This window comes from Leclercia sp. EC_58 (genome assembly GCF_019584355.1).
GTDB lineage: Bacteria > Pseudomonadota > Gammaproteobacteria > Enterobacterales > Enterobacteriaceae > Enterobacter.
Genome location: NZ_VDAM01000001.1, coordinates 4,043,236 through 4,065,939, shown reverse-complemented (window position 1 = coordinate 4,065,939; position 22,704 = coordinate 4,043,236). Strand labels below are relative to the sequence as shown.

General features: G+C 56.1%; 19 protein-coding genes. 17 read left to right on the top strand and 2 right to left on the bottom strand.

From position 1 onward, the window contains the following. Positions 1-40 precede the first annotated feature (40 nt). Positions 41-907 (top strand): DNA-3-methyladenine glycosylase 2, encoded by an 867-nt coding sequence (gene alkA / locus FHC51_RS19905; protein WP_220436421.1) that lies wholly within the window; start codon positions 41-43, stop codon positions 905-907. Here the strand turns inward: alkA and FHC51_RS19900 are convergent. Next, a complete protein-coding gene (locus FHC51_RS19900) occupies positions 875-4,204 on the bottom strand; it encodes a diguanylate cyclase (RefSeq protein WP_220436739.1) in 3,330 nt (1,109 codons plus the stop codon). The genes alkA and FHC51_RS19900 overlap by 33 nt on opposite strands. Positions 4,205-4,547: 343 nt before the next feature. Between FHC51_RS19900 and udk the strand changes: the two genes are divergently transcribed. From udk to asmA, 3 genes are all read left to right on the top strand, one after another. After that, a complete protein-coding gene (gene udk / locus FHC51_RS19895) occupies positions 4,548-5,189 on the top strand; it encodes a uridine kinase (RefSeq protein WP_032612454.1) in 642 nt (213 codons plus the stop codon). Positions 5,190-5,278: 89 nt separating this feature from the next. Then, positions 5,279-5,860: a dCTP deaminase gene (gene dcd, locus FHC51_RS19890; protein ID WP_103825073.1), complete on the top strand. Its 582-nt coding sequence runs from the start codon at positions 5,279-5,281 to the stop codon at positions 5,858-5,860. A gap of 27 nt (positions 5,861-5,887) precedes the next feature. Beyond that, positions 5,888-7,741: an outer membrane assembly protein AsmA gene (asmA, locus tag FHC51_RS19885; protein WP_220436420.1), complete on the top strand. Its 1,854-nt coding sequence runs from the start codon at positions 5,888-5,890 to the stop codon at positions 7,739-7,741. A 39-nt stretch (positions 7,742-7,780) separates the two neighbouring features. Here the strand turns inward: asmA and FHC51_RS19880 are convergent, their stop codons facing one another. After that, on the bottom strand, positions 7,781-9,364 hold the full coding sequence (locus FHC51_RS19880) for a TerC family protein (RefSeq protein ID WP_103825075.1): 1,584 nt from the start codon (positions 9,362-9,364) through the stop codon (positions 7,781-7,783). Positions 9,365-10,055: 691 nt separating this feature from the next. Here FHC51_RS19880 and FHC51_RS19875 point away from each other — a divergent pair. Genes FHC51_RS19875 through wcaI form a run of 13 tightly spaced genes read left to right on the top strand, consistent with a single transcriptional unit; the run spans position 10,056 to position 22,701 of the window. After that, entirely contained in the window at positions 10,056-11,192 is a 1,137-nt protein-coding gene (locus FHC51_RS19875) for a polysaccharide export protein (protein WP_103825076.1), read from the top strand. A 5-nt stretch (positions 11,193-11,197) separates the two neighbouring features. Next, a complete protein-coding gene (gene wzb / locus FHC51_RS19870) occupies positions 11,198-11,641 on the top strand; it encodes a low molecular weight protein-tyrosine-phosphatase Wzb (protein ID WP_220436419.1) in 444 nt (147 codons plus the stop codon). A 2-nt stretch (positions 11,642-11,643) separates the two neighbouring features. Next, complete coding sequence (wzc, locus tag FHC51_RS19865) at positions 11,644-13,806, top strand: tyrosine-protein kinase Wzc (RefSeq protein ID WP_114386131.1); 2,163 nt, start codon at positions 11,644-11,646, stop codon at positions 13,804-13,806. A 20-nt stretch (positions 13,807-13,826) separates the two neighbouring features. Then, positions 13,827-14,666, top strand: a complete 840-nt coding sequence (wcaA, locus tag FHC51_RS19860) for a colanic acid biosynthesis glycosyltransferase WcaA (protein ID WP_103825101.1) — start codon at positions 13,827-13,829, stop codon at positions 14,664-14,666. A gap of 2 nt (positions 14,667-14,668) precedes the next feature. Beyond that, positions 14,669-15,157, top strand: a complete 489-nt coding sequence (gene wcaB, locus FHC51_RS19855; protein WP_103181109.1) for a colanic acid biosynthesis acetyltransferase WcaB — start codon at positions 14,669-14,671, stop codon at positions 15,155-15,157. Next, a complete protein-coding gene (gene wcaC / locus FHC51_RS19850; RefSeq protein ID WP_103825078.1) occupies positions 15,154-16,371 on the top strand; it encodes a colanic acid biosynthesis glycosyltransferase WcaC in 1,218 nt (405 codons plus the stop codon). The genes wcaB and wcaC overlap by 4 nt, the downstream gene beginning before the upstream one ends. Next, positions 16,346-17,566 (top strand): colanic acid polymerase WcaD, encoded by a 1,221-nt coding sequence (wcaD, locus tag FHC51_RS19845; RefSeq protein WP_220436738.1) that lies wholly within the window; start codon positions 16,346-16,348, stop codon positions 17,564-17,566. The genes wcaC and wcaD overlap by 26 nt, the downstream gene beginning before the upstream one ends. Positions 17,567-17,577: 11 nt before the next feature. Next, positions 17,578-18,324, top strand: coding sequence for a colanic acid biosynthesis glycosyltransferase WcaE (gene wcaE / locus FHC51_RS19840; protein WP_220436418.1), 747 nt, complete (start codon positions 17,578-17,580; stop codon positions 18,322-18,324). Between the two features lie 15 nt (positions 18,325-18,339). After that, a complete protein-coding gene (gene wcaF / locus FHC51_RS19835) occupies positions 18,340-18,888 on the top strand; it encodes a colanic acid biosynthesis acetyltransferase WcaF (protein WP_103825081.1) in 549 nt (182 codons plus the stop codon). 27 nt (positions 18,889-18,915) lie between these two features. Then, positions 18,916-20,037: a GDP-mannose 4,6-dehydratase gene (gene gmd / locus FHC51_RS19830; RefSeq protein WP_220436417.1), complete on the top strand. Its 1,122-nt coding sequence runs from the start codon at positions 18,916-18,918 to the stop codon at positions 20,035-20,037. A 2-nt stretch (positions 20,038-20,039) separates the two neighbouring features. Next, positions 20,040-21,005: a GDP-L-fucose synthase gene (locus FHC51_RS19825; RefSeq protein WP_103180219.1), complete on the top strand. Its 966-nt coding sequence runs from the start codon at positions 20,040-20,042 to the stop codon at positions 21,003-21,005. 2 nt (positions 21,006-21,007) lie between these two features. Continuing rightward, positions 21,008-21,481: a GDP-mannose mannosyl hydrolase gene (locus tag FHC51_RS19820; RefSeq protein WP_103180218.1), complete on the top strand. Its 474-nt coding sequence runs from the start codon at positions 21,008-21,010 to the stop codon at positions 21,479-21,481. After that, complete coding sequence (gene wcaI / locus FHC51_RS19815; protein ID WP_220436416.1) at positions 21,478-22,701, top strand: colanic acid biosynthesis fucosyltransferase WcaI; 1,224 nt, start codon at positions 21,478-21,480, stop codon at positions 22,699-22,701. Before FHC51_RS19820 ends, wcaI begins: the two co-directional genes overlap by 4 nt. Positions 22,702-22,704: the final 3 nt, after the last annotated feature.

Below are 22,704 nucleotides of genomic sequence, written 5' to 3'. Positions count from 1 at the left end.
TCTCCGTTTATGCTGTGACAGAATAAAAAAAGGAGCGACGATGTTTACCCTCACCTGGCAGCCGCCTTATGACTGGCAATGGATGTTGAAATTTCTTGGCGATCGTGCGGTCGCCGGGATTGAAATCGTGACCCCCACCGACTATACCCGCAGCTTTGCCTGCCAGGGACACCGGGGGCTAATCCACGTCACCCCGCAGCCCGGGGGCACGCTGGAGGTGGTACTTAGCGACGGGCTGTTGCCGGTGGCCGATCTCTGCCTGGCGCGCGTCACCCGCCTGTTCGATCTGCACTGCGATCCGCAGCAGATCGCCCAGGCGCTGGGCTCGCTCGGCGCCGCGCGGCCTGGCCTGCGCCTGCCGGGATCCATGGATACCTGGGAGCAGGGCGTGCGCGCCATCCTCGGCCAACTGGTCAGCGTGGCGATGGCCGCGAAGCTCACCGCGAAGCTGGTGGCGCTCTGTGGTGAACCCCTGCCGGGGGCGCCGGGCTATCGCTGTTTCCCGACGCCTGCCGCGGTAGCACAAACCGATCCACTGGCGCTGAAAGCGCTGGGCATGCCGCTGAAACGCGCAGAGTCGCTGATCCATCTGGCCCGGTCGGTCATGGCGGGGGATTTCCCGACAGAGGCCCCGGCCGATATTGAAAGCGCGATTAAAGCGCTACAGACCCGGCCCGGAATTGGCCGCTGGACGGCGAACTACTTTGCCCTGCGCGGCTGGCAGGCAAAAGATGTCTTTCTGGCGGATGATTATCTGATTAAGCAGCGCTTCGCCGGGATGACGCCGGCGCAAATCCGCCGCTATGCGGAACGCTGGCAGCCGTGGCGCTCGTACGCCCTGCTGCATATCTGGTACACCGACGGCTGGACGCCGTCAGTTGATGCCGAAGTAGCTGGTATTCAGTAGCAGCTCCAGCGGCTGCGGCTCGCCAATGGTATTGCCGTAGATATAGTCGATGCCAATGCCGGAGAGGGTATCCATCATAATCGGTTGGTTGCTCGGCCCGGCGATTGTTTTGATGCCCAGCCGCTGGGCGTGGCCCTGGATAATGGTCACCAGCATCTCATCCATCAGATTTCCGTGAACGTTCGCCACCAGCTCGGGGTCGAGGAGCAGATAATCGGCCATCTGCGCGCTCAGGTGGTTGAACACCTCCATATCGCGGCCCACATGGCTCAGGATGATACGGCATCCGGCTTCACGCAGCTTCTGCAGATTGTGGTGGGTATTGTCATCCTCCTGCGTCAGGACGCTGACGTTAACGATCAGATGTAGCAGGCGCGTCTGCAGCGGACAGGCGTGCAGCATCTCCAGCAGTTCATCCACCAGCGTGGCGCTGGCAAGACCGGCCATGGAGAGCTGCAGGGCGACCCCGGTGCCTTTGTTGGTCAATGGGGTGGCGAAGTTGCGGAAAAACTCCTGCAAAATACGTCTGTCCAGGGCATGGATTAACTCCGGCTCCGCCAGCCCCGCCCGGAAAGCCTGCTCTTCGAGCATCTCGCCGTCGTTGGTCCACAGGCGCAGGGCAAGCATCCAGAAGGTACTGCTTTCAGGGGTGCGCGGCGAGGCGACGCTGCGGGCGATCATCAGCAGATGATTGTCTTTGATCATATGCCACTGCTCGTCCAGCGAGATAGCACCCGGCGCGTTCAGCATTCGCTCCTGCTGCGGTTCATACACCGTCACCACGCCACGGCCACTGTTTTTTGACGAGTAGCAGGCGATATCGGCCTGCGACATCACCTCTGAGGCCTGGTTATTGCGCTCGTCGATCTGGGTGATCCCGGCGCTGGCGCCGATGCGGTGCAGGCGGCCCTCCCACATAAAGTGATAGCCGTTAATGGCGTCGATGATGCGACCGGCAATATAGCGCGCGCTTTCCGTGTTGCAGTCCGGCAGCAGCAGGCCAAACTCATCCCCGCCCAGACGGGCCAGCATATCGGTGGAACGCAGCATGCTCAGCATCAGGGAGGAGAGCTCCCGCAGCAGCGCATCCCCTGCCGCGTGGCCTGCGGTGTCGTTGACCGCTTTAAAGCGGTCCAGATCGATAAACACCAGCGCATGACGCTGGCGCGTCTCCTGCACGGTGTGCAGCATCCGCTTAAGGGAAGCCTCAAAACTGACGCGGTTCGCCAGGTGGGTGAGGGCATCATGAGAGGCGTTATAGCTCAGCTCGCGCAGCATTTTGCGCGATTCGGTAACGTCCTGGATAACCAGCACCGAGCCGATGTTCTGCCCGTCGAGGGTGCTTAGCGGGGTAATGCTGTAGTGAATATCGTAGCTGCCGCCGTTGCGGCTGTGCAGCACCACATCCTGTTCGATGTCGCTGCGGGACATATCTCCGCTATGGATGTTCTCCATCAGCGGGCCGTTATCGCCGAAGGTGATATGCAGGACCGAGAGGATCGGCTGGGACAAAGCCTCTTCCTGCAGCCAGCCGCTCATCTTCTCCGCGACCGGGTTCATAAAGGTGACGTTCATATTCACGTCGGTACAGAGCACCGCTTCGCCGATGGAGTCGAGAGTAATATGCAGACGCTCTTTTTCCTGGAACAGCGCCTCGTTCAGCTCTTTGACTTCGGTCATATCCATATTGATACCAAGCAGGCGTTCCACTTCGCCCTGTTTATTCAGCACCCGGTTCGCCAGAGCGCGAATGTGCCGGATACCGTCTTTCACCCGGATACGGAACTCCAGCTTGAATGGAACGCGAGCCGCCAGCGAATCCCGTACCACCTGTTCCGCCATGGCACGATCTTCCGGCAGCATGCACTCATGCCAGAGCTGCCAGGTGGGCTTAACGTGGGGAGGCACTTCATATAGCTCGAACATGCGCTTATCCCAGCTGATGACGTTGGGTTTGACATCCCACTCCCAGATGCCAATCCCGCCAGCCTCGTTGGCAAGCGTAATACGCTCCATCAGGCGCTTATTCACCCATTCGGTATGCTTGAGGTCGTTAATATCTTCGACCTGGGCAATAAAGTAGAGCGGGGTACCATCGGCGTGACGCACCAGGGAGACCGCCAGCAGCGCCCAGACCACCTCGCCGCTGCGGGTGTAGTAGCGCTTTTCCAGCGAGTAGCTGTTGATTTTGCCTTGCAGCAGTTGGTCCAGTTGCTCCAGATCGCTCTCTAAATCTTCCGGCCAGGTGAGTTGCTGGAAGCTAAGGGAACGTAGCTCGGCCTGGGAGTAACCGAGGAACTGGCACAGCGCTTTGTTCGCCTGCAACCACTGTCCGTCGGTGCTGACCAGCGCCATACCGATAACGGAATACTCCATCGCGTTGCGAAAACGCTCTTCGCTTTCGGTAATGTGCTTACGCTCGGCGCGAAACGCATACATCACCATGGTCATTACGTTGGCGGGGAGCAGCATCATCAGGAAGGGCAGCCACGGAGCGTTAGTCATCGCACCAACATTTTGCGTGGTCAGCGGGACCGGATTTTTGGCAATCATCAACGACACCATCATTACCGTCACCAGGAAGACCAGGAAGGCTTCAAGACGCGGCAGACGCACGGCGCTCCACATCAGCAGGACAATGATGGCCGTAAAGGGCCAGGGCAAAAAATGCAGGGCGATCCAGCTGAGCAGCAGCGTCACCACCATGGTCAGCAGGGTTTCAAACAGCAGGCGGGGGTTGCGATGGCGCAGCAGATAGTGCGGCTTAAACAGCAGCCCTAATGGCACCAGCGCCAGCGCGCCGACAGATTCTGACAGCACCCAGACCATAAAACTGCGCAGCGGCTCGTCGCTCGGGACCAGCAGCCAGACCAGCACGCCACCCAGCAGGGGCGGGATCAGCGCGCTGCCGATCGCCAGACGGATCCAGTCCCCGAGATTCTGCAAAGGGTTGTAGCCGGGGAGCAGTTTGCGCAGCAATAACGCGCCGACAAATGCCTCTACAATGTTGATGCCCGTGTACCACAGGTTGATGGCATCCCAGGAGAAGATAAGCCAGGTGGCGAAGATATTACCGACGCTACAGGCGAGGGCGATGCCGGGCCACATCTTTCCGGCATGGCGGTAGAACGCCACCATGATAATAGAGGTCGGGAACCATAAAGGCGCCAAAAAAGTGCCGAAACGCGTTAATTCGAGCGAGAAAAGTGTGAATATAAAGGTAACCAGTCCAAGACTGACAAGCCGTAGTAAAGGATGTGGCGTAGTGACCAAAACGCGCTGGTATTTTTTATTCATTACCGCTTTATCCGAAGACGCCATGCCGCCAGGAGTCTGCTCCGGACGAGTTCATTTTTTAATTTTCTTCATGCTAGTACAAACAATTTACAATTTATATGGTATGCGCTCATAAATTGACATCACAGCATTATTAAATACTTATCCTGCAAAAAATTCATCTTTGGCGCTGGAAAAGTAGCCGAAAAAATTTGTATCAGGAATAATCTGCACTGTCTTTGAACGCGTCTCGCATAACATTTCTATTCGGCTGGTATCAGGCCGATGAAATCCCTATAATTGCCGCGTTTGACGCTCAGGCGTCGTCCTTCCTTACATCCAGGTTACTCAGGTCGCAAAATTTATGACTGATAAGTCTCATCAGTGCGTCATTATAGGCATCGCCGGCGCATCGGCTTCAGGTAAAAGTCTCATTGCCAGTACGCTTTACCGTGAATTACGTGAACAGGTCGGTGATGAGCACATCGGCGTTATTCCAGAAGACAGCTATTACAAAGATCAAAGCCATCTGTCGATGGAAGAGCGTGTCAAGACCAACTATGACCATCCCAGCGCGATGGATCACAGCTTGTTATTCCAGCATCTTCAGGCCCTGAAGAACGGCACCGCCATTGAGCTGCCCGTCTATAGCTATGTTGAACACACCCGTCTGCAGGAAACGGTGCGCATTGCGCCGAAAAAGGTCATTATCCTCGAAGGGATCCTGCTGCTCACCGACGCCCGTCTGCGCGAATCCATGAACTTCTCGATTTTTGTCGACACACCGCTCGATATCTGCCTGATGCGCCGTATCAAACGCGACGTGAACGAACGCGGCCGCTCCATGGATTCGGTGATGGCGCAATACCAGAAAACGGTTCGCCCAATGTTCCTGCAGTTTATTGAACCGTCCAAACAGTACGCCGATATCATCGTTCCGCGCGGAGGTAAAAACCGCATCGCTATTGATATTCTGAAAGCGAAAATCAGCCAGTTTTTTGAATAACACGCGCGAATTGTGTACCGTTCAAAGATAACCGGGCTCGCCCTCCGGCTCTGGTGGCCTGAGGGCGCGCTGCACGAAAGGAGAAAGTGATGCGTCTTTGTGATCGAGATATTGAAGCCTGGCTGGACGAAGGACGTCTGAGCATTACCCCACGCCCGCCGGTCGAGCGCATTAACGGCGTGACTGTCGATGTCCGTCTGGGTAATAAGTTTCGTACCTTTAGCGGCCATACCGCGCCCTTTATCGACCTCAGCGGGCCGAAAGATGAAGTCAGCGCCGCACTCGATCGGGTGATGAGCGACGAAATCGTGCTGGACGACGGCGACGCGTTCTATTTACATCCGGGTGAACTGGCGCTGGCTGTCACCTTTGAATCTATCACCCTGCCTGCGGATCTGGTCGGCTGGCTCGACGGGCGTTCGTCGCTGGCGCGTCTGGGGCTGATGGTACACGTGACCGCGCACCGTATCGATCCGGGCTGGTCAGGGCGTATCGTGCTGGAGTTCTTCAACGCCGGTAAACTGCCCCTGGCGCTGCGTCCGGGCATGATGATTGGCGCGTTGAGTTTCGAGCCGTTAACCGGCCCGGCGGCACGTCCGTACAACCGCCGCCAGGATGCTAAATATCGCGATCAGCAGGGTGCTGTCGCCAGTCGTATTGATAAAGATTGAGCTTAAATCCGGTCCATTGAGGAAGCCATGAGAAGAGTTCTGACAACGCTGATGATTTTGCTGGTGGTGCTGATTGCAGGCCTGTCAGCGTTGGTTCTGCTGGTCAATCCCAATGACTTTCGCGCCTATATGGTGCGTCAGGTGGAGGCGCGCAGCGGCTATGTCCTGAAGCTGGATGGCCCGCTGCGCTGGCACGTCTGGCCGCAGCTTAGCATCCTGTCCGGGCGCATGTCGCTCACCGCGCCAGGGGCCACCGAGCCTCTGGTGACTGCCGACAATATGCGCCTTGACGTGGCGTTAATGCCGTTGCTGTCGCATCAGCTACAGGTCAACCAGGTGATGCTTAAAGGGGCGGTGATCCAGCTGACCCCGCAGACCGAAGCGGTTCGTAATGCCGATGCCCCGGTGGCACCGCGGGAAAATACCCTTCCCGATAAAGCGGAAGATGCGGGCTGGTCATTTGACATTGGCCGTCTGAAGGTGGCTGACAGCGTGCTGGTGTTCCAGCACGAGGGTGATGAGCAGGTCACGGTTCGCAATCTCAACCTGCAGATGGAGCAGGATGAACATCACAAAGGCAAAATCGATTTTAGCGCCCGCGTGAACCGCAATCAGCGCGATCTGAACCTCGCGTTTAGCGCTAACGTCAACGCTTCTGACTATCCGCATCTGCTGAGCGCCGACATTCAGCAGCTCACCTGGCAACTGACCGGCGTCGATCTGCCGGCGCAGGGCATCAGCGGGCAGGGCACGCTGCAGGTTCAGTGGCGCGAGGAGCAGAAACAACTCGCGCTTAACCAGCTCAATCTGCAGGCCAATGACAGCGCCCTTACCGGGCAGGCCAGCGTGATCCTGGGAACCGACCCGCAGTGGAACATGAACCTGCAGTTCGACAGGCTCAATCTGGAAAATCTGCTCCCGGCGCAGGCGACCGCAGCGGCAAATAACCAGGCGGTACAGCAGGGGCAAAATCAGGCCAGATCCCAGCGCCCGGTCATCGCCTCCAGTCTGGACCAGCCCGATTACAACGGTCTGCGCGGCTTCAGTGCCGATATCCAGCTCAAAGCCAACAGCATTCGCTGGCGTGGGATGGACTTCACTCAGGTCAGCAGCCAGATGAGCAACAAGAACGGGCTTCTGACCATTGCGGAACTGAGCGGTAAATTGGGGGAAGGGCAGCTCTCCTTGCCCGGCACGCTCGACGTGCGTAAAGCCACCGCCCAGACCACCTTCCAGCCGCGTCTTGATAACATTGAGATCGGCACCATCCTGAAGGCTTTTAATTATCCGATTGCGCTGACCGGTAGCCTGAACCTGGTCGGGGATTTCTCCGGCAGCAAGATTGACGCGGAAGCCTTCCGCCACAACTGGCAGGGTAAGGCGCATCTGGAAATGCACAATACCCGCATGGAAGGGCTTAACTTCCAGCAGCTGGTGCAGCAGGCGGTAGAGCGCAGCAGTAACGTGAAGGTCAAAGACAACTTTGACAATGCGACCCGTCTGGACAGCTTTGTCACCGATCTGGCCCTGGATAAGGGGCAGGTGACGCTGGAGGGGATGCAGGGCGAATCACCAATGTTGATGCTCGAAGGCAACGGCACGCTGGATCTGATTAAGGAGACCGCCGACACCCGCTTCAAAGTTCGCGTGCTGGAGGGCTGGCTTGGCGAAGGCAAGCTGGTCGATTTCCTGAAAACGACGCCGATCCCGCTGAACGTATACGGCAAATGGCAGGCACTGAACTACAGCCTGCAGGTGGACCAGCTGCTGCGTAAGCATCTCCAGGATGAAGCGAAACGTCGTCTGAGCGACTGGGCGGAGAAGAATAAAGATTCAAAGAACGGGAAAGATGTGAAGAAGTTGCTGGAAAAGCTTCAGTAGCGCTATCTCCCCTCACCCGAGAGGGTGAGGGGAACCGCATCACACCTCGTAATCCACATCATCCTCCGTGATCAGCGGGATCAGCTGCACCTTCTGCACCCGGTGGTTCTCCACCTCCAGCGTTTTCAGCGCGTAATCACCCACCTGCACCTCTTCGCCCGGCTGGGGTATCCGCTGCAGGTTCTCCATCAGCAGCCCGGCGATGGTGTGATATTCGCGCTTATCGTCCAGCGGCAGCGGCACATACTGCACCAGATCTTCCAGCGGCATATGGCCGTTGGCGGTCCAGCTGCCGTCGGCGTTTTTCTGGATATCATGCCGGGCGTCAATCTCTTCCACTTCGTTCGGCAGGTTACCCGCGATGGTCTCCATCACGTCGCTGAGGGTAACAATCCCCTCCACGGAACCAAACTCATCCACCACAAAAGCAAAGTGGGTGCGCGCGTTACGGAACTGCTCCAGGGCCTGCAGCAGCGGCAGCACTTCCGGGAAGACCAGCGGCTGGCGGATCAGCACCCTCAGGTTTAACGGCTCGCCACGCAGTTGCTGATTGAGCAGGTCAATCACGTGAACCACACCCAGCAGCTCCTCTTCCCGGTCGCTACCGGTGACCACAATGCGGGTGTGCTGGTTTTTATCCAGCAGCGCACGGATGGTCGCCTCCGGGGCATTAAGGTCGATGTGCTCAATATCATGGCGCGAGGTCATGATGCTGCTGACGGAGCGCTGGTTCAGGTGGAGCACCCGCTCAATCATCCGCCGCTCCTGAGGGGCGAAGATCGGGCTGTTGTCATGGTCGGCAAGCAGCGAGGCGGACTGGGCATCCAGTTCAGCATCCTCTTTTTTGCCGCTCAGCAGACGGATAACCGTATCCGCGGTGCGCTGGCGCAGCGTCTGATTGGCAGAGAGGAAACGGCGGCGGTTGAAGATCGCCAGCTGGTTCAGCGCCTCGATAATCACCGAGAAGCCGATTGCGGCGTAGAGATACCCTTTCGGAATATGGAAACCAAAACCGTCCGCCACGAGGCTGAAGCCGATCATCAGCAGGAAACTCAGGCAGAGAATGACAATGGTCGGGTGGTCGTTAACAAAGCGCGTCAGCGCCTTGCTGGCCATCACCATCAGTGCAATGGCAATAATGACGGCGGCCATCATAACGGGCAGATGATCGACCATCCCCACGGCGGTGATGACGGAATCCAGCGAGAAGACGGCGTCCAGCACTACGATTTGCGCCACCACCGCCCAGAACTTCGCCCCGCGGCGCTGGGTGGGGTTCTCGCTGTCCTTGCCTTCCAGCCTTTCGTTGAGTTCGACAGTGGCTTTGAAGATCAGGAAAAAACCACCAAACAGCATGATCAGATCGCGGGCGCTGAAGCCAAAGCCGTGGACGGTAAACAGCGGGCGGGTGAGGGTCACCAGCCAGGAGATAGAGGCCAACAGCAGCAGGCGCATGACCATCGCCATTAACAGACCGGTGATGCGGGCGCGGTCGCGCTGAGCAGGGGGCAGTTTTTCGGCGAGAATGGCGATAAAGACCAGGTTATCGATACCGAGCACAAGTTCCAGCACCACCAGGGTGACCAGACCGGCCCATATTGATGGATCTGCTATCCATTCCATAGTGAGAGTAATACCTTTCGTTATATGACAATTGTCACATTTCGATCATGGATACTGCGCCAGAAAAATGCAATGCCAGCCTGGCATTTATCTGCATAGATTTTCCTTATCTGGCTGGTAATAAACCCTGCATTCTGTACGTTAATATCGGAATAATTCCGAATAAATTAAAATAAGAAATATCGCAGGTTCTCTGGCGTTATTTAATAATGTCAATATAAAGCTATTCCTAAAAATACGGAAATGCGACCGTTAATATTATTCTTAAAAGCCACGCCTTCGTTGATGATTCCTTGCCTGCTTTTCGGATAGCTGCAACAATTCTTTCAGCATCAAATAGCGGTCGTTTTTGGTGCTATTTCTGTGTCGGTTTAATGACCTGAAAAATGTATATCGTGTTCGGATTAATCCTGCCCGTTATATTTTCTCATTAAACCCTGTCAAAGAGGGTGCTTGCCCCTAACTAGCTGTTTAAACAGTAGATTGGTAACTGAAAGCCAAGGGCGGTAGCGTGCCTGAAAGCGTGTTAATCAGCCTCGATTATTCTGTCAATAGCCTGAGAGCGAATAAGCTTCTTTTAGGACTGATGCCAGTTATATTTCTCTTTTATTGACTGCATGCTAAAAGTAATACGCCTTCGCACTTATTTAAATGCACAGGATAATTACTCTGCCATAGTGATAAATAATCAATGATGAAATCCAAAATGAAATTGATGCCATTATTGGTCTCTGTGACCTTGATGAGTGGTTGTACGATCTTCCCCGGCAGCAATATCTCAACTTCCGGTAAGGATGTGATTAAACAGCAGGATGCTGATTTTGACATCAACCGCATGGTTAACGTTTATCCCATGACCCCGCAGCTGGTTGAACAATTACGCCCTCGCCCGATTGTCGCACGGCCGAATGTCGATCTCGACCAGGAGATCGCCAACTACCAGTACCGCGTCGGGCCCGGGGACGTGATTAACGTCACCGTCTGGGATCACCCGGAGCTGACCACCCCGGCGGGGCAGTATCGTAGCTCCAGCGATACCGGCAACTGGGTTCAGGCGGATGGCACCATGTTCTATCCCTATGTCGGCAAACTTCGCGTGGCGGGCAAAACGCTCGCACAAATCCGTAGTGATATTACCGGCCGTTTAGCGCAGTACATCGCTGACCCGCAGGTGGACGTTAATATCGCCGCATTCCGTTCGCAGAAAGTCTATGTCTCCGGCCAGGTGAATAAATCCGGCCAACAGCCGATCACCAACGTGCCGCTGACGGTGCTTGACGCCATCAACTCCGCGGGCGGGCTTACTGATGGCGCCGACTGGCGCAATGTGGTGCTGACCCATAAAGGCAAAGAGGAGCGTATCTCCCTGCAGGCGCTGATGCAGAACGGCGATCTGAGCCAGAACCGTCTGCTCTATCCGGGCGACATCCTGTTTGTGCCGCGCAATGACGACCTGAAAGTGTTCGTGATGGGTGAAGTGAAGAAACAGAGCACCCTCAAGATGGACCTGAGCGGTATGACCCTGACCGAAGCGCTGGGCAACGCGGAAGGGCTGGATATGAGCACCTCCGATGCCAGCGGTATCTTCGTGATCCGTCCGATTACAGGAAACAATGCGAACGGCAAGATTGCCAACGTTTACCAGCTGGATATGTCTGATGCCACCTCACTGGTGATGGCGACCGGCTTCCGCCTCCAGCCGTATGACGTGGTCTATGTCACCACCGCGCCGATAACGCGCTGGAACCGTGTGATGAACCAGCTGATGCCGACCATCAACAATATCCATACTATGACCGACACGGTACATCAGTACCACAACTGGTGATAACGATGTTTAACAAAATTCTGGTGGTTTGTGTGGGGAATATCTGCCGTTCCCCTACCGCTGAGCGGCTACTTAAGCAGTACCAACCGCAGCTCACCGTGGCGTCAGCCGGGTTGGGTGCGCTGGTGGGCAAAGGGGCCGATGAGCGTGCAAGTCAGGTTGCGGCGGAGCATCAGCTTTCACTCGACGGGCATTGTGCCCGTCAGGTGACGGCCGGCCTGTGCCGTGACTACGACCTGATCCTCGCGATGGAAAAACGCCACATTCATGCCCTGTGCGATATCGCACCGGAGATGCGCGGCAAAGTGATGCTGTTTGGTCACTGGGACAACGAGCGTGAGATCCCCGACCCGTACCGCAAAAGCCATGAAGCGTTTGAGGCGGTTTACACCTTACTCGACCAGTCTGCCCGCCAGTGGGCAGAGGCACTGAACGTTCAGCAGGGATAATAATGACAGCAAACGTAAAACCTTCTGCCGCCCCGAGCGCGGGCAGTGATGAAATTGATATTGGTCGTCTGATCGGGACCGTGGTCGAGGCGCGCTGGTGGGTGATTGGCATCACCGCGCTCTTTGCCGTTGCGGCGGTGATTTACACCTTTTTTGCCACTCCGATCTACAGCGCCGACGCGCTGGTACAAATAGAGCAAAACACCGGCAATTCCCTGGTGCAGGACATTGGATCGGCGCTGGCAAACAAGCCGCCCGCCTCGCAGGCGGAAATTGAGCTGATCCAGTCCCGCCTTGTGCTGGGAAAAACCGTGGACGATCTGGACCTCGATATCGGCGTTACTAAAAACACCTTCCCGGTGTTTGGTGCGGGCTGGGACCGGTTGATGGGCCGTCAGAATGACACGGTTAAAGTGACCACCTTCCAGCTTCCTGCCGGGGGCGCCAGCCAGGAGTTTACCCTCGAGGTGCTGGGGAAAGACCAGTATCAGCTTACCAGCGACGCCGGGTTTAGCGCCCGCGGCAAGGTGGGGGAGATGCTGAATAAAGATGGCGTGAGCATGATGGTCAGCGACATCCATGCCCAGAGCGGCAGCGAGTTCACCGTCAGCAAATTCTCAATGCTCGGGATGATCAATAACCTGCAGGGCAACCTGTCGGTCACCGAAACCGGAAAGGATACCGGGGTGCTGAGACTGACCTTTACCGGCGAGGATAAGGACAAGATCCGCGACATTCTCAACAGCATTACCCGCAATTACCAGGCGCAGAACGTGAAGCGTAAGTCGGAAGAGGCGTCAAAAAGCCTCGACTTCCTCGCAAAACAGCTCCCGGAAGTGCGCGCCCATCTGGATCAGGCCGAGAACAAGCTCAACGCTTTCCGTCAGGATAAAGACTCCGTCGACCTGCCGCTCGAAGCGAAGTCGGTGCTGGATTCGATGGTCAATATCGACGCCCAGCTCAACGAGCTGACCTTTAAAGAGGCGGAAATTTCCAAACTCTACACCAAACGCCATCCGGCCTACCGTACGCTGCTGGAAAAACGCCAGACGCTGGAAGAGGAGAAAGCCAAGCTCAATAACCGCGTCACCGCGATGCCAAAAACTCAGCAGGAGATCCTGCGTCTGACCCGCGACGTGGAGTCTGGCCAGCAGGTCTATATGCAGCTGCTGAACAAACAGCAGGAGCTGAAGATCACCGAGGCGAGCACCGTTGGCGATGTGCGTATTGTCGACCCGGCCATCACCCAGCCGGGCGTGCTGAAGCCGAAGAAGGCGCTGATTATTCTCGGCAGCATTATTCTCGGTCTGATGCTCTCCATCGTCGGCGTGCTGCTGCGCTCCCTGTTTAACCGTGGGATCGAAAGCCCGCAGGTGCTGGAGGAGCACGGCATCAACGTCTACGCCAGCATCCCGCTGTCGGAGTGGCAGAAGTCGCGCGACAGCGTCAAAACCACCAATGGCGTCAAACGCTACAAACAGAGCCAACTGCTGGCAGTCGGTAACCCAACGGATCTGGCTATCGAAGCTATCCGCAGTCTGCGCACCAGTCTGCACTTCGCCATGATGCAGGCCAGCAACAACGTACTGATGCTCACCGGGGTCAGCCCGTCTATTGGTAAAACCTTTGTCTGCGCCAACCTGGCGGCGGTAGTCAGCCAGACCAACAAGCGCGTGCTGCTGATCGACTGCGATATGCGTAAGGGCTATACCCACGAGCTGCTGGGCACAAACAACGTTAACGGTCTGTCGGACATTCTGCTGGGCAAGGGCGATATCAGCCAGTGCGCGAAGCCGACCTCCATCCCTAACTTTGACCTGGTTACGCGCGGACAGGTGCCGCCGAACCCGTCGGAACTGTTGATGAGCGAACGCTTTACCCAGCTGGTGAAGTGGGCCAGTGAAAACTATGACCTGGTGCTGATCGACACCCCGCCAATCCTCGCAGTAACGGATGCGGCAATTGTCGGTCGCCATGCGGGCACCACGCTGATGGTAGCGCGCTACGCGGTGAATACCTTGAAAGAGGTGGAAACCAGCCTCAGCCGCTTCGAGCAGAACGGCATTCCGGTGAAAGGGGTGATCCTCAACTCCATCTTCCGCCGCGCCACCGGGTATCAGGATTACGGGTATTACGAGTACGAATATAAGTCGGACAGCAAGTAATGAGCCATTCGGGGAACACCATGACACCACGTCCTTTGATTTCCATTTATATGCCGACATGGAACCGTCAGCAGCTGGCGATCCGTGCGATAAAATCGGTATTGCGCCAGGATTATGACCACTGGGAATTGATCATCGTTGATGACTGCTCCTCCTCGTACGAGCAGCTCCAGAAGTTTGTCGCTGACCTGGACGACCCGCGGGTGATCTACACCCATAACCCTATTAACTCCGGCGCCTGCGCGGTCCGCAATCAGGCTATTCTGCAGGCATCCGGGCAGTATTTGACCGGTATTGACGATGACGACGAGTGGACGCCAAACCGGCTGTCTACCTTCCTGGCGCATCAGCACCACCTGGTTACCCACGCCTTTTTGTACGCCAACGACTACGTTTGCGAGGGGGAGGTCTACTCTCAACCCGCCAGCCTGCCGTTGTACCCAAAATCGCCGTACTCCCGCCAGCTATTCTACAAGCGCAACATCATCGGCAATCAGGTCTTTACCTGGGCGTGGCGCTTTAAGGAGTGCCTGTTCGATACGTCCCTTGCCGCCGCCCAGGATTACGACATCTTCCTGCGGATGGTGGTGGAGTATGGCGAGCCGTGGAAGGTAGAAGAAGCCACCCAGATCCTGCACATCAATCATGGTGAAATGCAGATCACCTCGTCGCCGAAAAAATTCTCCGGCTACTTCCACTTCTACCGCAAGCACCGGGACAAGTTCGACCGCGCCAGCCGCAAGTATCAGCTCTTTACGCTGTATCAGATCCGCAATAAGCGGATGAACTGGCGCACCCTGTTGACGCTGATTTCGGTCCGTAACGGTAAGCGTCTGGCCGACGGGCTGCGGGGGAAATAATGGTGCTGGAAGATTGTCGCGCAAACAGCTGGAGCCTGCGCCCCTGCTGCATGGTGCTGGCCTACCGGGTGGCCCATTTTTGCTCGGTGTGGCGCAAAAAAAACGTCCTCAACAATCTGTGGGCGGCGCCGGTTCTGGTGCTTTACCGCCTCATCACCGAGTGCATCTTCGGCTACGAAATCCAGGCCGCGGCCACCATCGGCCGCCGCTTCACCATTCACCACGGCTATGCCGTGGTGATCAATAAATTCGTGGTCGCCGGGGATGATTTTACCATCCGTCACGGTGTGACCCTCGGTAACCGCGGCCCGGACAGCCTGGCCTGTCCGGTCATCGGCAATAACGTTGAGCTGGGCGCCAACGTGGTGATGATCGGTGATATCACCGTTGGTAATAACGTCACCGTGGGGGCGGGAAGCGTAGTGCTGGATAGCATCCCCGACAACGCGCTGGTGGTGGGCGAGAAGGCCCGCGTGAAGGTGATCAAATGAACATTCTGCAATTTAACGTTCGTCTCGCCGAAGGCGGGGCGGCAGGGGTGGCGCTGGATCTGCATCAGCGCGCGCTGCAAAAAGGACTTCAGTCGCGCTTTATCTACGGTTACGGCAAGGGCGGCAAGAAAAGCGTCAGCCACGATCGCTATCCGCAGGTGGTGAAACACACCCCGCGCCTGACCTCAGTGGCCAATATTGCCCTGTTCCGTCTGTTTAACCGCGATCTGTTCGGCAACCTCAACAGCCTGTATCGCACCGTGACCCGCACCCCGGGCCCGGTAGTGCTCCATTTTCACGTTCTGCACAGCTACTGGCTGAAACTGGAAGAAGTCGTGGCGTTTTGCCAGAAGGTGCAGGCGCACAAACCCGACACCACGTTCGTCTGGACCCTGCACGATCACTGGAGCGTCACTGGCCGCTGTGCCTTTACCGACGGCTGCGAAGGGTGGAAAACGAACTGCCAGAAATGCCCGACACTCAGCAACTATCCGCCGGTGAAGGTGGATCGCGCCCATAAGCTGGTGGATGGCAAGCGTCAGCTGTTCCGTGACATGCTGGCGCTCGGCTGTCAGTTCATCTCTCCCAGCCAGCATGTGGCCGATGCCTTTAACAGCCTGTACGGAGCAGGGCGCTGCCGGATCATCAACAACGGTATCGACGTGGCGACAGAGGCCATTCTGGCAGAGTTGACCCCGGTCGCCGTTACCGCCGGCAAGCCGAAAATTGCCGTGGTCGCTCACGATCTGCGCTACGACGGCAAAACCAACCAGCAGCTGGTGCGCAACATAATGGCGCTCGGCGACAAGATCGAGCTGCACACCTTCGGCAAATTCTCGCCGTTTGAAGGGCCGAACGTGGTGAACCACGGCTTCGAAACCGACAAACGCAAACTGATGAGCGCCCTAAACGGGATGGATGCGCTGGTGTTCAGCTCCCGGGTGGATAACTATCCGCTGATCCTGTGCGAAGCGCTCTCCATCGGGGTGCCGGTGATCGCCACCCACAGCGACGCCGCGCGGGAAGTGCTGGAAAAATCGGGGGGCAAAACCTTCAGCGAAGAGGAAGTGCTGCCTCTGGTGCAGTTAGCGAAAGCGGATATCGCCCAGGCGGTATTTGGCACCTCCCTTGAGGCATTCCGCACCCGCAGCCGCCAGGCCTACAGTGGACAACAGATGCTGGAGGAGTATGTCTCGTTCTATCAGAATCTGTAGCTATCTGCTGCTGCCGCTCATCTACCTGCTGGTCAACGTCAAAATTGCCCAGCTGGGTGAGAGCTTCCCCATTACCATCGTAACCTTTTTACCGCTGCTGCTGTTGCTGTTTGTCGACAAAATCAGCGTGAAAAAGCTGATGATAGCGCTGGGGCTGGGGGCGGGGCTGACGGCCTTCAACTACATTTTTGGTCAGTCGCTGGATGCCAGTAAATACGTTACTTCCACCATGCTGTTTGTCTATATCGTCATCATTATCGGCATGGTGTGGAGTATTCGCTTTAAAACGGTCTCGCCGCACAATTATCGGAGGATCCTCAGGTTCTTTTATCTGGTCATTGGAATCATTGTCACCCTCGCCGCACTGGAGATGGCGCAAATTATTCTGACCGGCGGCAGTAGCCTGATGGAAATAATTTCGAAATATCTTATTTACAGTAATAGCTATGTACTGAATTTCATTAAATTTGGCGGCAAGCGTACCACAGCGCTCTATTTTGAACCGGCATTCTTCGCTCTGGCGTTAATCTCAATTTGGCTCAGCATCAAACAGTTTGGTATCAAAACGCCTAAGAGCGATGCTATGATTCTTGCAGGAATTGTTCTGTCAGGATCGTTCTCCGGGGTGATGACGTTTATTCTGTTTTACCTTCTGGAGTGGGCGTTCCAGTATCTGAATAAAGAGGCGATCAAGAAAAAGTTACCTTTAGCGATCATTTCATTGTCCGTCTTTTTAGTCGGGGTGGTATTTGCCTTCCCGTATATTTCCGAACGTCTGGGTGATTTGGGCACCGAAGGATCATCCTCTTATTACCGTATTATCGGTCCGCTGGTGATGGTGGGGTACTCTTTAACCCATATTGACGGTGTAGTCAGATTTGGCTCACTTTATGAATATGTCGCATCATTCGGAATCTTTAACGGTGCGGACGTCGGGAAAACAATAGACAATGGTTTGTATCTGCTGATTATTTATTTTTCATGGTTCGCAGTATTATTAACGGCGTGGTATCTGTTTAAAGTTTTCAAAATGATGATCAGCGCCTTTGGTGATAATCAGAATTTTCGCGTACAGCTTTATCTCTTTACGCCAGTATCGCTGTTTTTTACCGGGTCAATATTTAGCCCAGAGTATGCATTTTTGATTGTATGCCCGTTTATTTTGCGCAAAGCGCTTAATATTACGCATTCATAACGAGGTGGTTTATGTTACTAAGCGTTATTACTGTCGCCTTTCGTAACTACGAGGGCGTGGTAAAAACCTGGCGGTCGCTGCGCAATCTGGCAGGCGATCCCAGCCTCAACTTTGAATGGATTGTGGTGGATGGTGGTTCGAACGACGGCACCGCAGAATTCCTCGAAAAACTGAATGGTGAGTATAACTTACGCTACATCAGCGAGAAAGATCGCGGTATCTACGATGCCATGAATAAAGGTATCGACATGGCGCAGGGGCGCTATGCCATCTTCCTTAATTCCGGCGATATTTTTCATGACGACGTAGCGCAGTTTGTCCGTCAACTCGTTCGAGTCCAGGATAACGCTATGTATATGGGCGATGCGTTACTTGATTTCGGTGATGGAAATAAAGTGTGCCGTACGGCGAAACCGGGCTGGTATATTTATCACAGCCTGCCGGCCAGCCATCAGGCGATTTTCTTTCCGCTGAGCGGGTTAAAAACGTACCCGTACGATCTGCAGTACCGCGTTTCATCGGATTACGCTCTGGCCGCTCGGCTGTATAAAGCCGGATATCCTTTTAAACGTCTGCCAGGTCTGGTTTCTGAATTTTCGATGGGCGGCGTGTCAACGTCGAATAATCTGGAATTATGCCAGGATGCCCGCAAGGTGCAACGCGACATATTACGCGTACCGGGCGTATGGGCGGAATTATCTTATTTATTACGTCTTAAAACCACGGGTAAAGCCAAAGCCTTATATAACAAAGTCTGAATATAAGGAAAAAGTATGCAGGAATTAAGCGGCTTCTCTGTGCCAAAAGGATTTCGTGGCGCAGGGGGGATTAAGGTGCAGTTATGGTGGGCGGTACAGGCGACATTATTTGCCTGGTCCCCACAAATTATGTATCGCTGGCGCGCATTTTTATTACGCAGCTTCGGTGCAAAAATCGGAAAAAACGTAGTCATTCGCCCGTCGGTAAAAATTACTTACCCATGGAAATTAACCCTTGGGGATAACGCCTGGGTTGGTGACGACGCGGTGTTATATACGCTGGGTGAAATTTCGATTGGCGCGAATGCAGTGGTATCTCAGAAATGCTACCTCTGTACCGGCAGCCACGATTATATGAGTCAACATTTTGATATTAATGCGCAGCCAATCACCATTGGCGAGAAATGCTGGCTGGCGACCGACGTATTTGTCGCCCCCGGCGTCTCCATTGGCAATGGCACCGTTATTGGTGCGCGCAGCAGTGTTTTTAAGTCGCTACCGGCAAACAGGCTTTGCCGTGGCAATCCCGCAGTGGTGATACGCGAACGCGTTGAAACTGAATAACTTCTGATAAGTCTGGAGAAAATAAACATGTCTAAAGTCGCTCTCATCACCGGCGTAACCGGACAGGATGGTTCTTATCTGGCGGAACTCCTGCTGGAAAAAGGCTACGAAGTGCACGGAATCAAACGTCGTGCCTCCTCTTTTAACACCGAGCGCGTGGATCATATCTATCAGGATCCGCACGCGGCGAACCCGAAATTCCATCTGCACTACGGCGATCTGACCGATACCTCCAACCTGACCCGTATTCTGCAGGAAGTCCAGCCGGATGAAGTCTATAACCTGGGCGCGATGAGCCACGTGGCCGTCTCCTTCGAATCCCCGGAATACACCGCTGACGTTGACGCCATCGGCACCCTGCGTCTGCTGGAAGCGATTCGTTTCCTCGGTCTTGAGAAGAAGACCCGTTTCTATCAGGCCTCCACTTCCGAGTTGTACGGCCTGGTGCAGGAGATCCCGCAGAAAGAGACCACCCCGTTCTACCCGCGCTCTCCGTATGCGGTGGCAAAAATGTACGCCTACTGGATCACCGTTAACTACCGTGAATCCTACGGCATGTACGCCTGCAACGGCATCCTATTCAACCACGAGTCTCCGCGCCGTGGCGAGACCTTCGTGACCCGTAAGATCACCCGCGCGATCGCCAACATCGCCCAGGGCCTGGAGAAGAAGCTGCACCTCGGCAACATGGACTCCCTGCGTGACTGGGGCCATGCCAAAGACTACGTAAAAATGCAGTGGATGATGCTGCAGCAGGAAAAACCGGAAGACTTCGTTATCTCCACCGGCGTGCAGTACTCCGTGCGTCAGTTCGTTGAGATGGCTGCTGCCCAGCTGGGCATCAAGCTGCGCTTCGAAGGCACCGGCGTAGACGAGAAAGGGATTGTGGTCTCCGTAACCGGCCACGACGCACCGGGCGTACAGCCGGGCGATGTGATTGTGGAAGTTGACCCGCGCTACTTCCGTCCTGCCGAGGTAGAAACCCTGCTGGGCGACCCGACCAAAGCGCACGAAAAACTGGGCTGGAAACCAGAAACCACGCTGCAGGAGATGGTTTCCGAGATGGTGGCAAAAGATCTCGAAGCGGCGAAAAAACACTCCTTGCTTAAATCCCACGGCTACGAGGTTGCCATCGCGCTGGAGTCCTGAGAATGACCAAACAACGTATTTTTGTTGCCGGACATCGCGGGATGGTGGGTTCGGCGATTGTTCGCCAGCTGGAGCAGCGCGGCAACGTCGAGCTGGTGCTGCGCACCCGCGACGAGCTTAACCTGCTGGATGCGCAAGCAGTCGAGGCTTTCTTTGCTGAACAGCGCATCGACCAGGTCTATCTGGCGGCGGCAAAAGTGGGGGGGATTGTCGCCAACAATACCTACCCGGCGGATTTCATCTACGAGAACATGATGATCGAGAGCAACATCATTCACGCGGCGCACCTGCACAACGTGAACAAGCTGCTGTTCCTCGGCTCATCCTGTATCTACCCGAAGATGGCGAAGCAGCCTATTGCCGAGAGCGAGCTACTGCAGGGTACGCTCGAGGCAACTAACGAGCCCTACGCGATTGCCAAGATTGCCGGGATCAAGCTGTGCGAGTCCTACAACCGCCAGTATGGCCGCGACTATCGTTCGGTGATGCCGACCAACCTGTACGGCCCGAACGATAACTTCCACCCGAGCAACTCCCATGTGATCCCGGCGCTGCTGCGCCGGTTCCATGAAGCCACCGTCAGCAACGCACCGGAAGTGGTGGTGTGGGGCAGCGGTACGCCGATGCGCGAGTTCCTGCACGTGGATGATATGGCTGCCGCCAGCATTCATGTGATGGAGCTGGCCCGTGAGGTGTGGCAGGAGAACACCGAGCCGATGCTGTCGCACATCAACGTTGGCACCGGGGTGGACTGCACCATCCGCGAACTGGCTGAAACCATCGCTGAGGTGGTGGGGTACAAGGGCCGCGTGGCCTTCGATGCCACTAAACCCGACGGCACCCCGCGCAAGCTGCTGGACGTGACCCGTCTGCACCAGCTGGGCTGGTTCCACGAGGTGACGCTGGCCCAGGGGCTGGCCAGCACCTACCAGTGGTTCCTGGAAAATCAGCACCGCTTCCGGGGGTAGATATGTTTTTAAGTCAGGAAGATTTTGCCACGGTAGTGCGTTCCACGCCGCTGATCTCCATCGATCTGATTGTGGAGAACGAGCGTGGCGAGTTCCTGCTCGGACAGCGCACCAATCGTCCGGCACAGGGCTACTGGTTCGTGCCGGGTGGGCGGGTGCAGAAAGATGAGACGCTGGAAAATGCCTTTGCGCGTCTGACGCAGGCGGAGCTGGGGCTCCGTCTGCCGATGACGGCAGGGCAGTTCTACGGGGTCTGGCAGCACTTCTATGACGACAACTTTTCCGGCACCGATTTCACCACCCACTATGTGGTGCTCGGTTTCCGCCTGAAGGTGAACCAGGCAGAGCTGCATCTGCCTGATGCGCAGCATGACGACTATCGCTGGCTGACGCCCGACGCGCTGCTGGCAAGCGATAACGTCCATGACAACAGCCGGGCCTATTTTCTGAAGCAGGCCGGAGTGCCGGGCTTATGAAAATTCTCGTATACGGCATTAACTACTCGCCGGAGCTGACCGGCATCGGTAAGTACACCGGCGAGATGGTGGAGTGGATGGCCCGTCAGGGCCATGAGGTGCGGGTCATTACCGCACCGCCTTATTACCCGGAGTGGCAGGTGGACGAGGACTATTCCAGCTGGCGCTACCGCCGCGAAGAGGGGGCCGCGACCGTCTGGCGCTGTCCGCTTTACGTGCCAAAGCAGCCCTCGACCTTAAAGCGTTTGATTCATCTGGGCAGCTTTGCCCTGAGCAGTTTCTTCCCGCTGATGGCGCAACGTCGCTGGAAGCCGGATCGCATTATCGGCGTGGTGCCGACCCTGTTTTGCACTCCAGGTATGCGCCTGCTGGGCAAGCTCTCAGGCGCCCGCACCCTGCTGCACATTCAGGATTACGAAGTGGACGCCATGCTGGGCCTGGGAATGGCCGGGAAAGGCAAGGGCGGCAAAGTGGCGAAACTGGCCAGCGCCTTCGAGCGCAGCAGCCTGCATAACGTCGATTACGTCTCGACCATCTCCCGCTCAATGATGAACAAAGCGCAGGAGAAGGGCGTAGCGGCGGAGAAGGTGATCTTCTTTCCAAACTGGTCGGAAGTGGCGCGTTTTCGCGACGTGACTGTTGTTGAGGCGGCGGCCCTGCGCGAGCAGTTGGGTCTGCCAGAAGCCAAAAAAATCATTCTCTATTCGGGCAACATCGGTGAGAAGCAGGGGCTTGAGAACGTTATTGATGCCGCTGAAAAGCTCCGCGACCAGCCCTGGCAGTTTGTGATTGTCGGCCAGGGCGGTGGCAAAGCGCGGCTGCAAAAGTTGGCCCAGGAGCGCGGCCTGCAAAACATCACTTTCCTGCCGCTGCAGCCTTACGAGGCCTTACCGGCGCTGCTGAAGATGGCCGATTGCCATCTGGTTGTACAAAAGCGCGGCGCGGCGGATGCCGTTCTGCCCTCCAAGCTGACCAACATTCTGGCGGTGGGCGGCAACGCGGTGATCACCGCCGAAGCCCATACCGAGCTGGGCCAGCTGTGCGACACCCAGCCAGGGATCGCGGTGTGCGTCGAACCGGAGTCGGTACCCGCCCTGGTGGCCGGGATCGAACGGGCGCTGAATATGCCCAAAGAGAACGCGATCGCGCGTGACTATGCCGAACGCACGCTCGAGAAAGAGAACGTGCTGAACCAGTTTATTGCAGATATTCGGGGATAAATC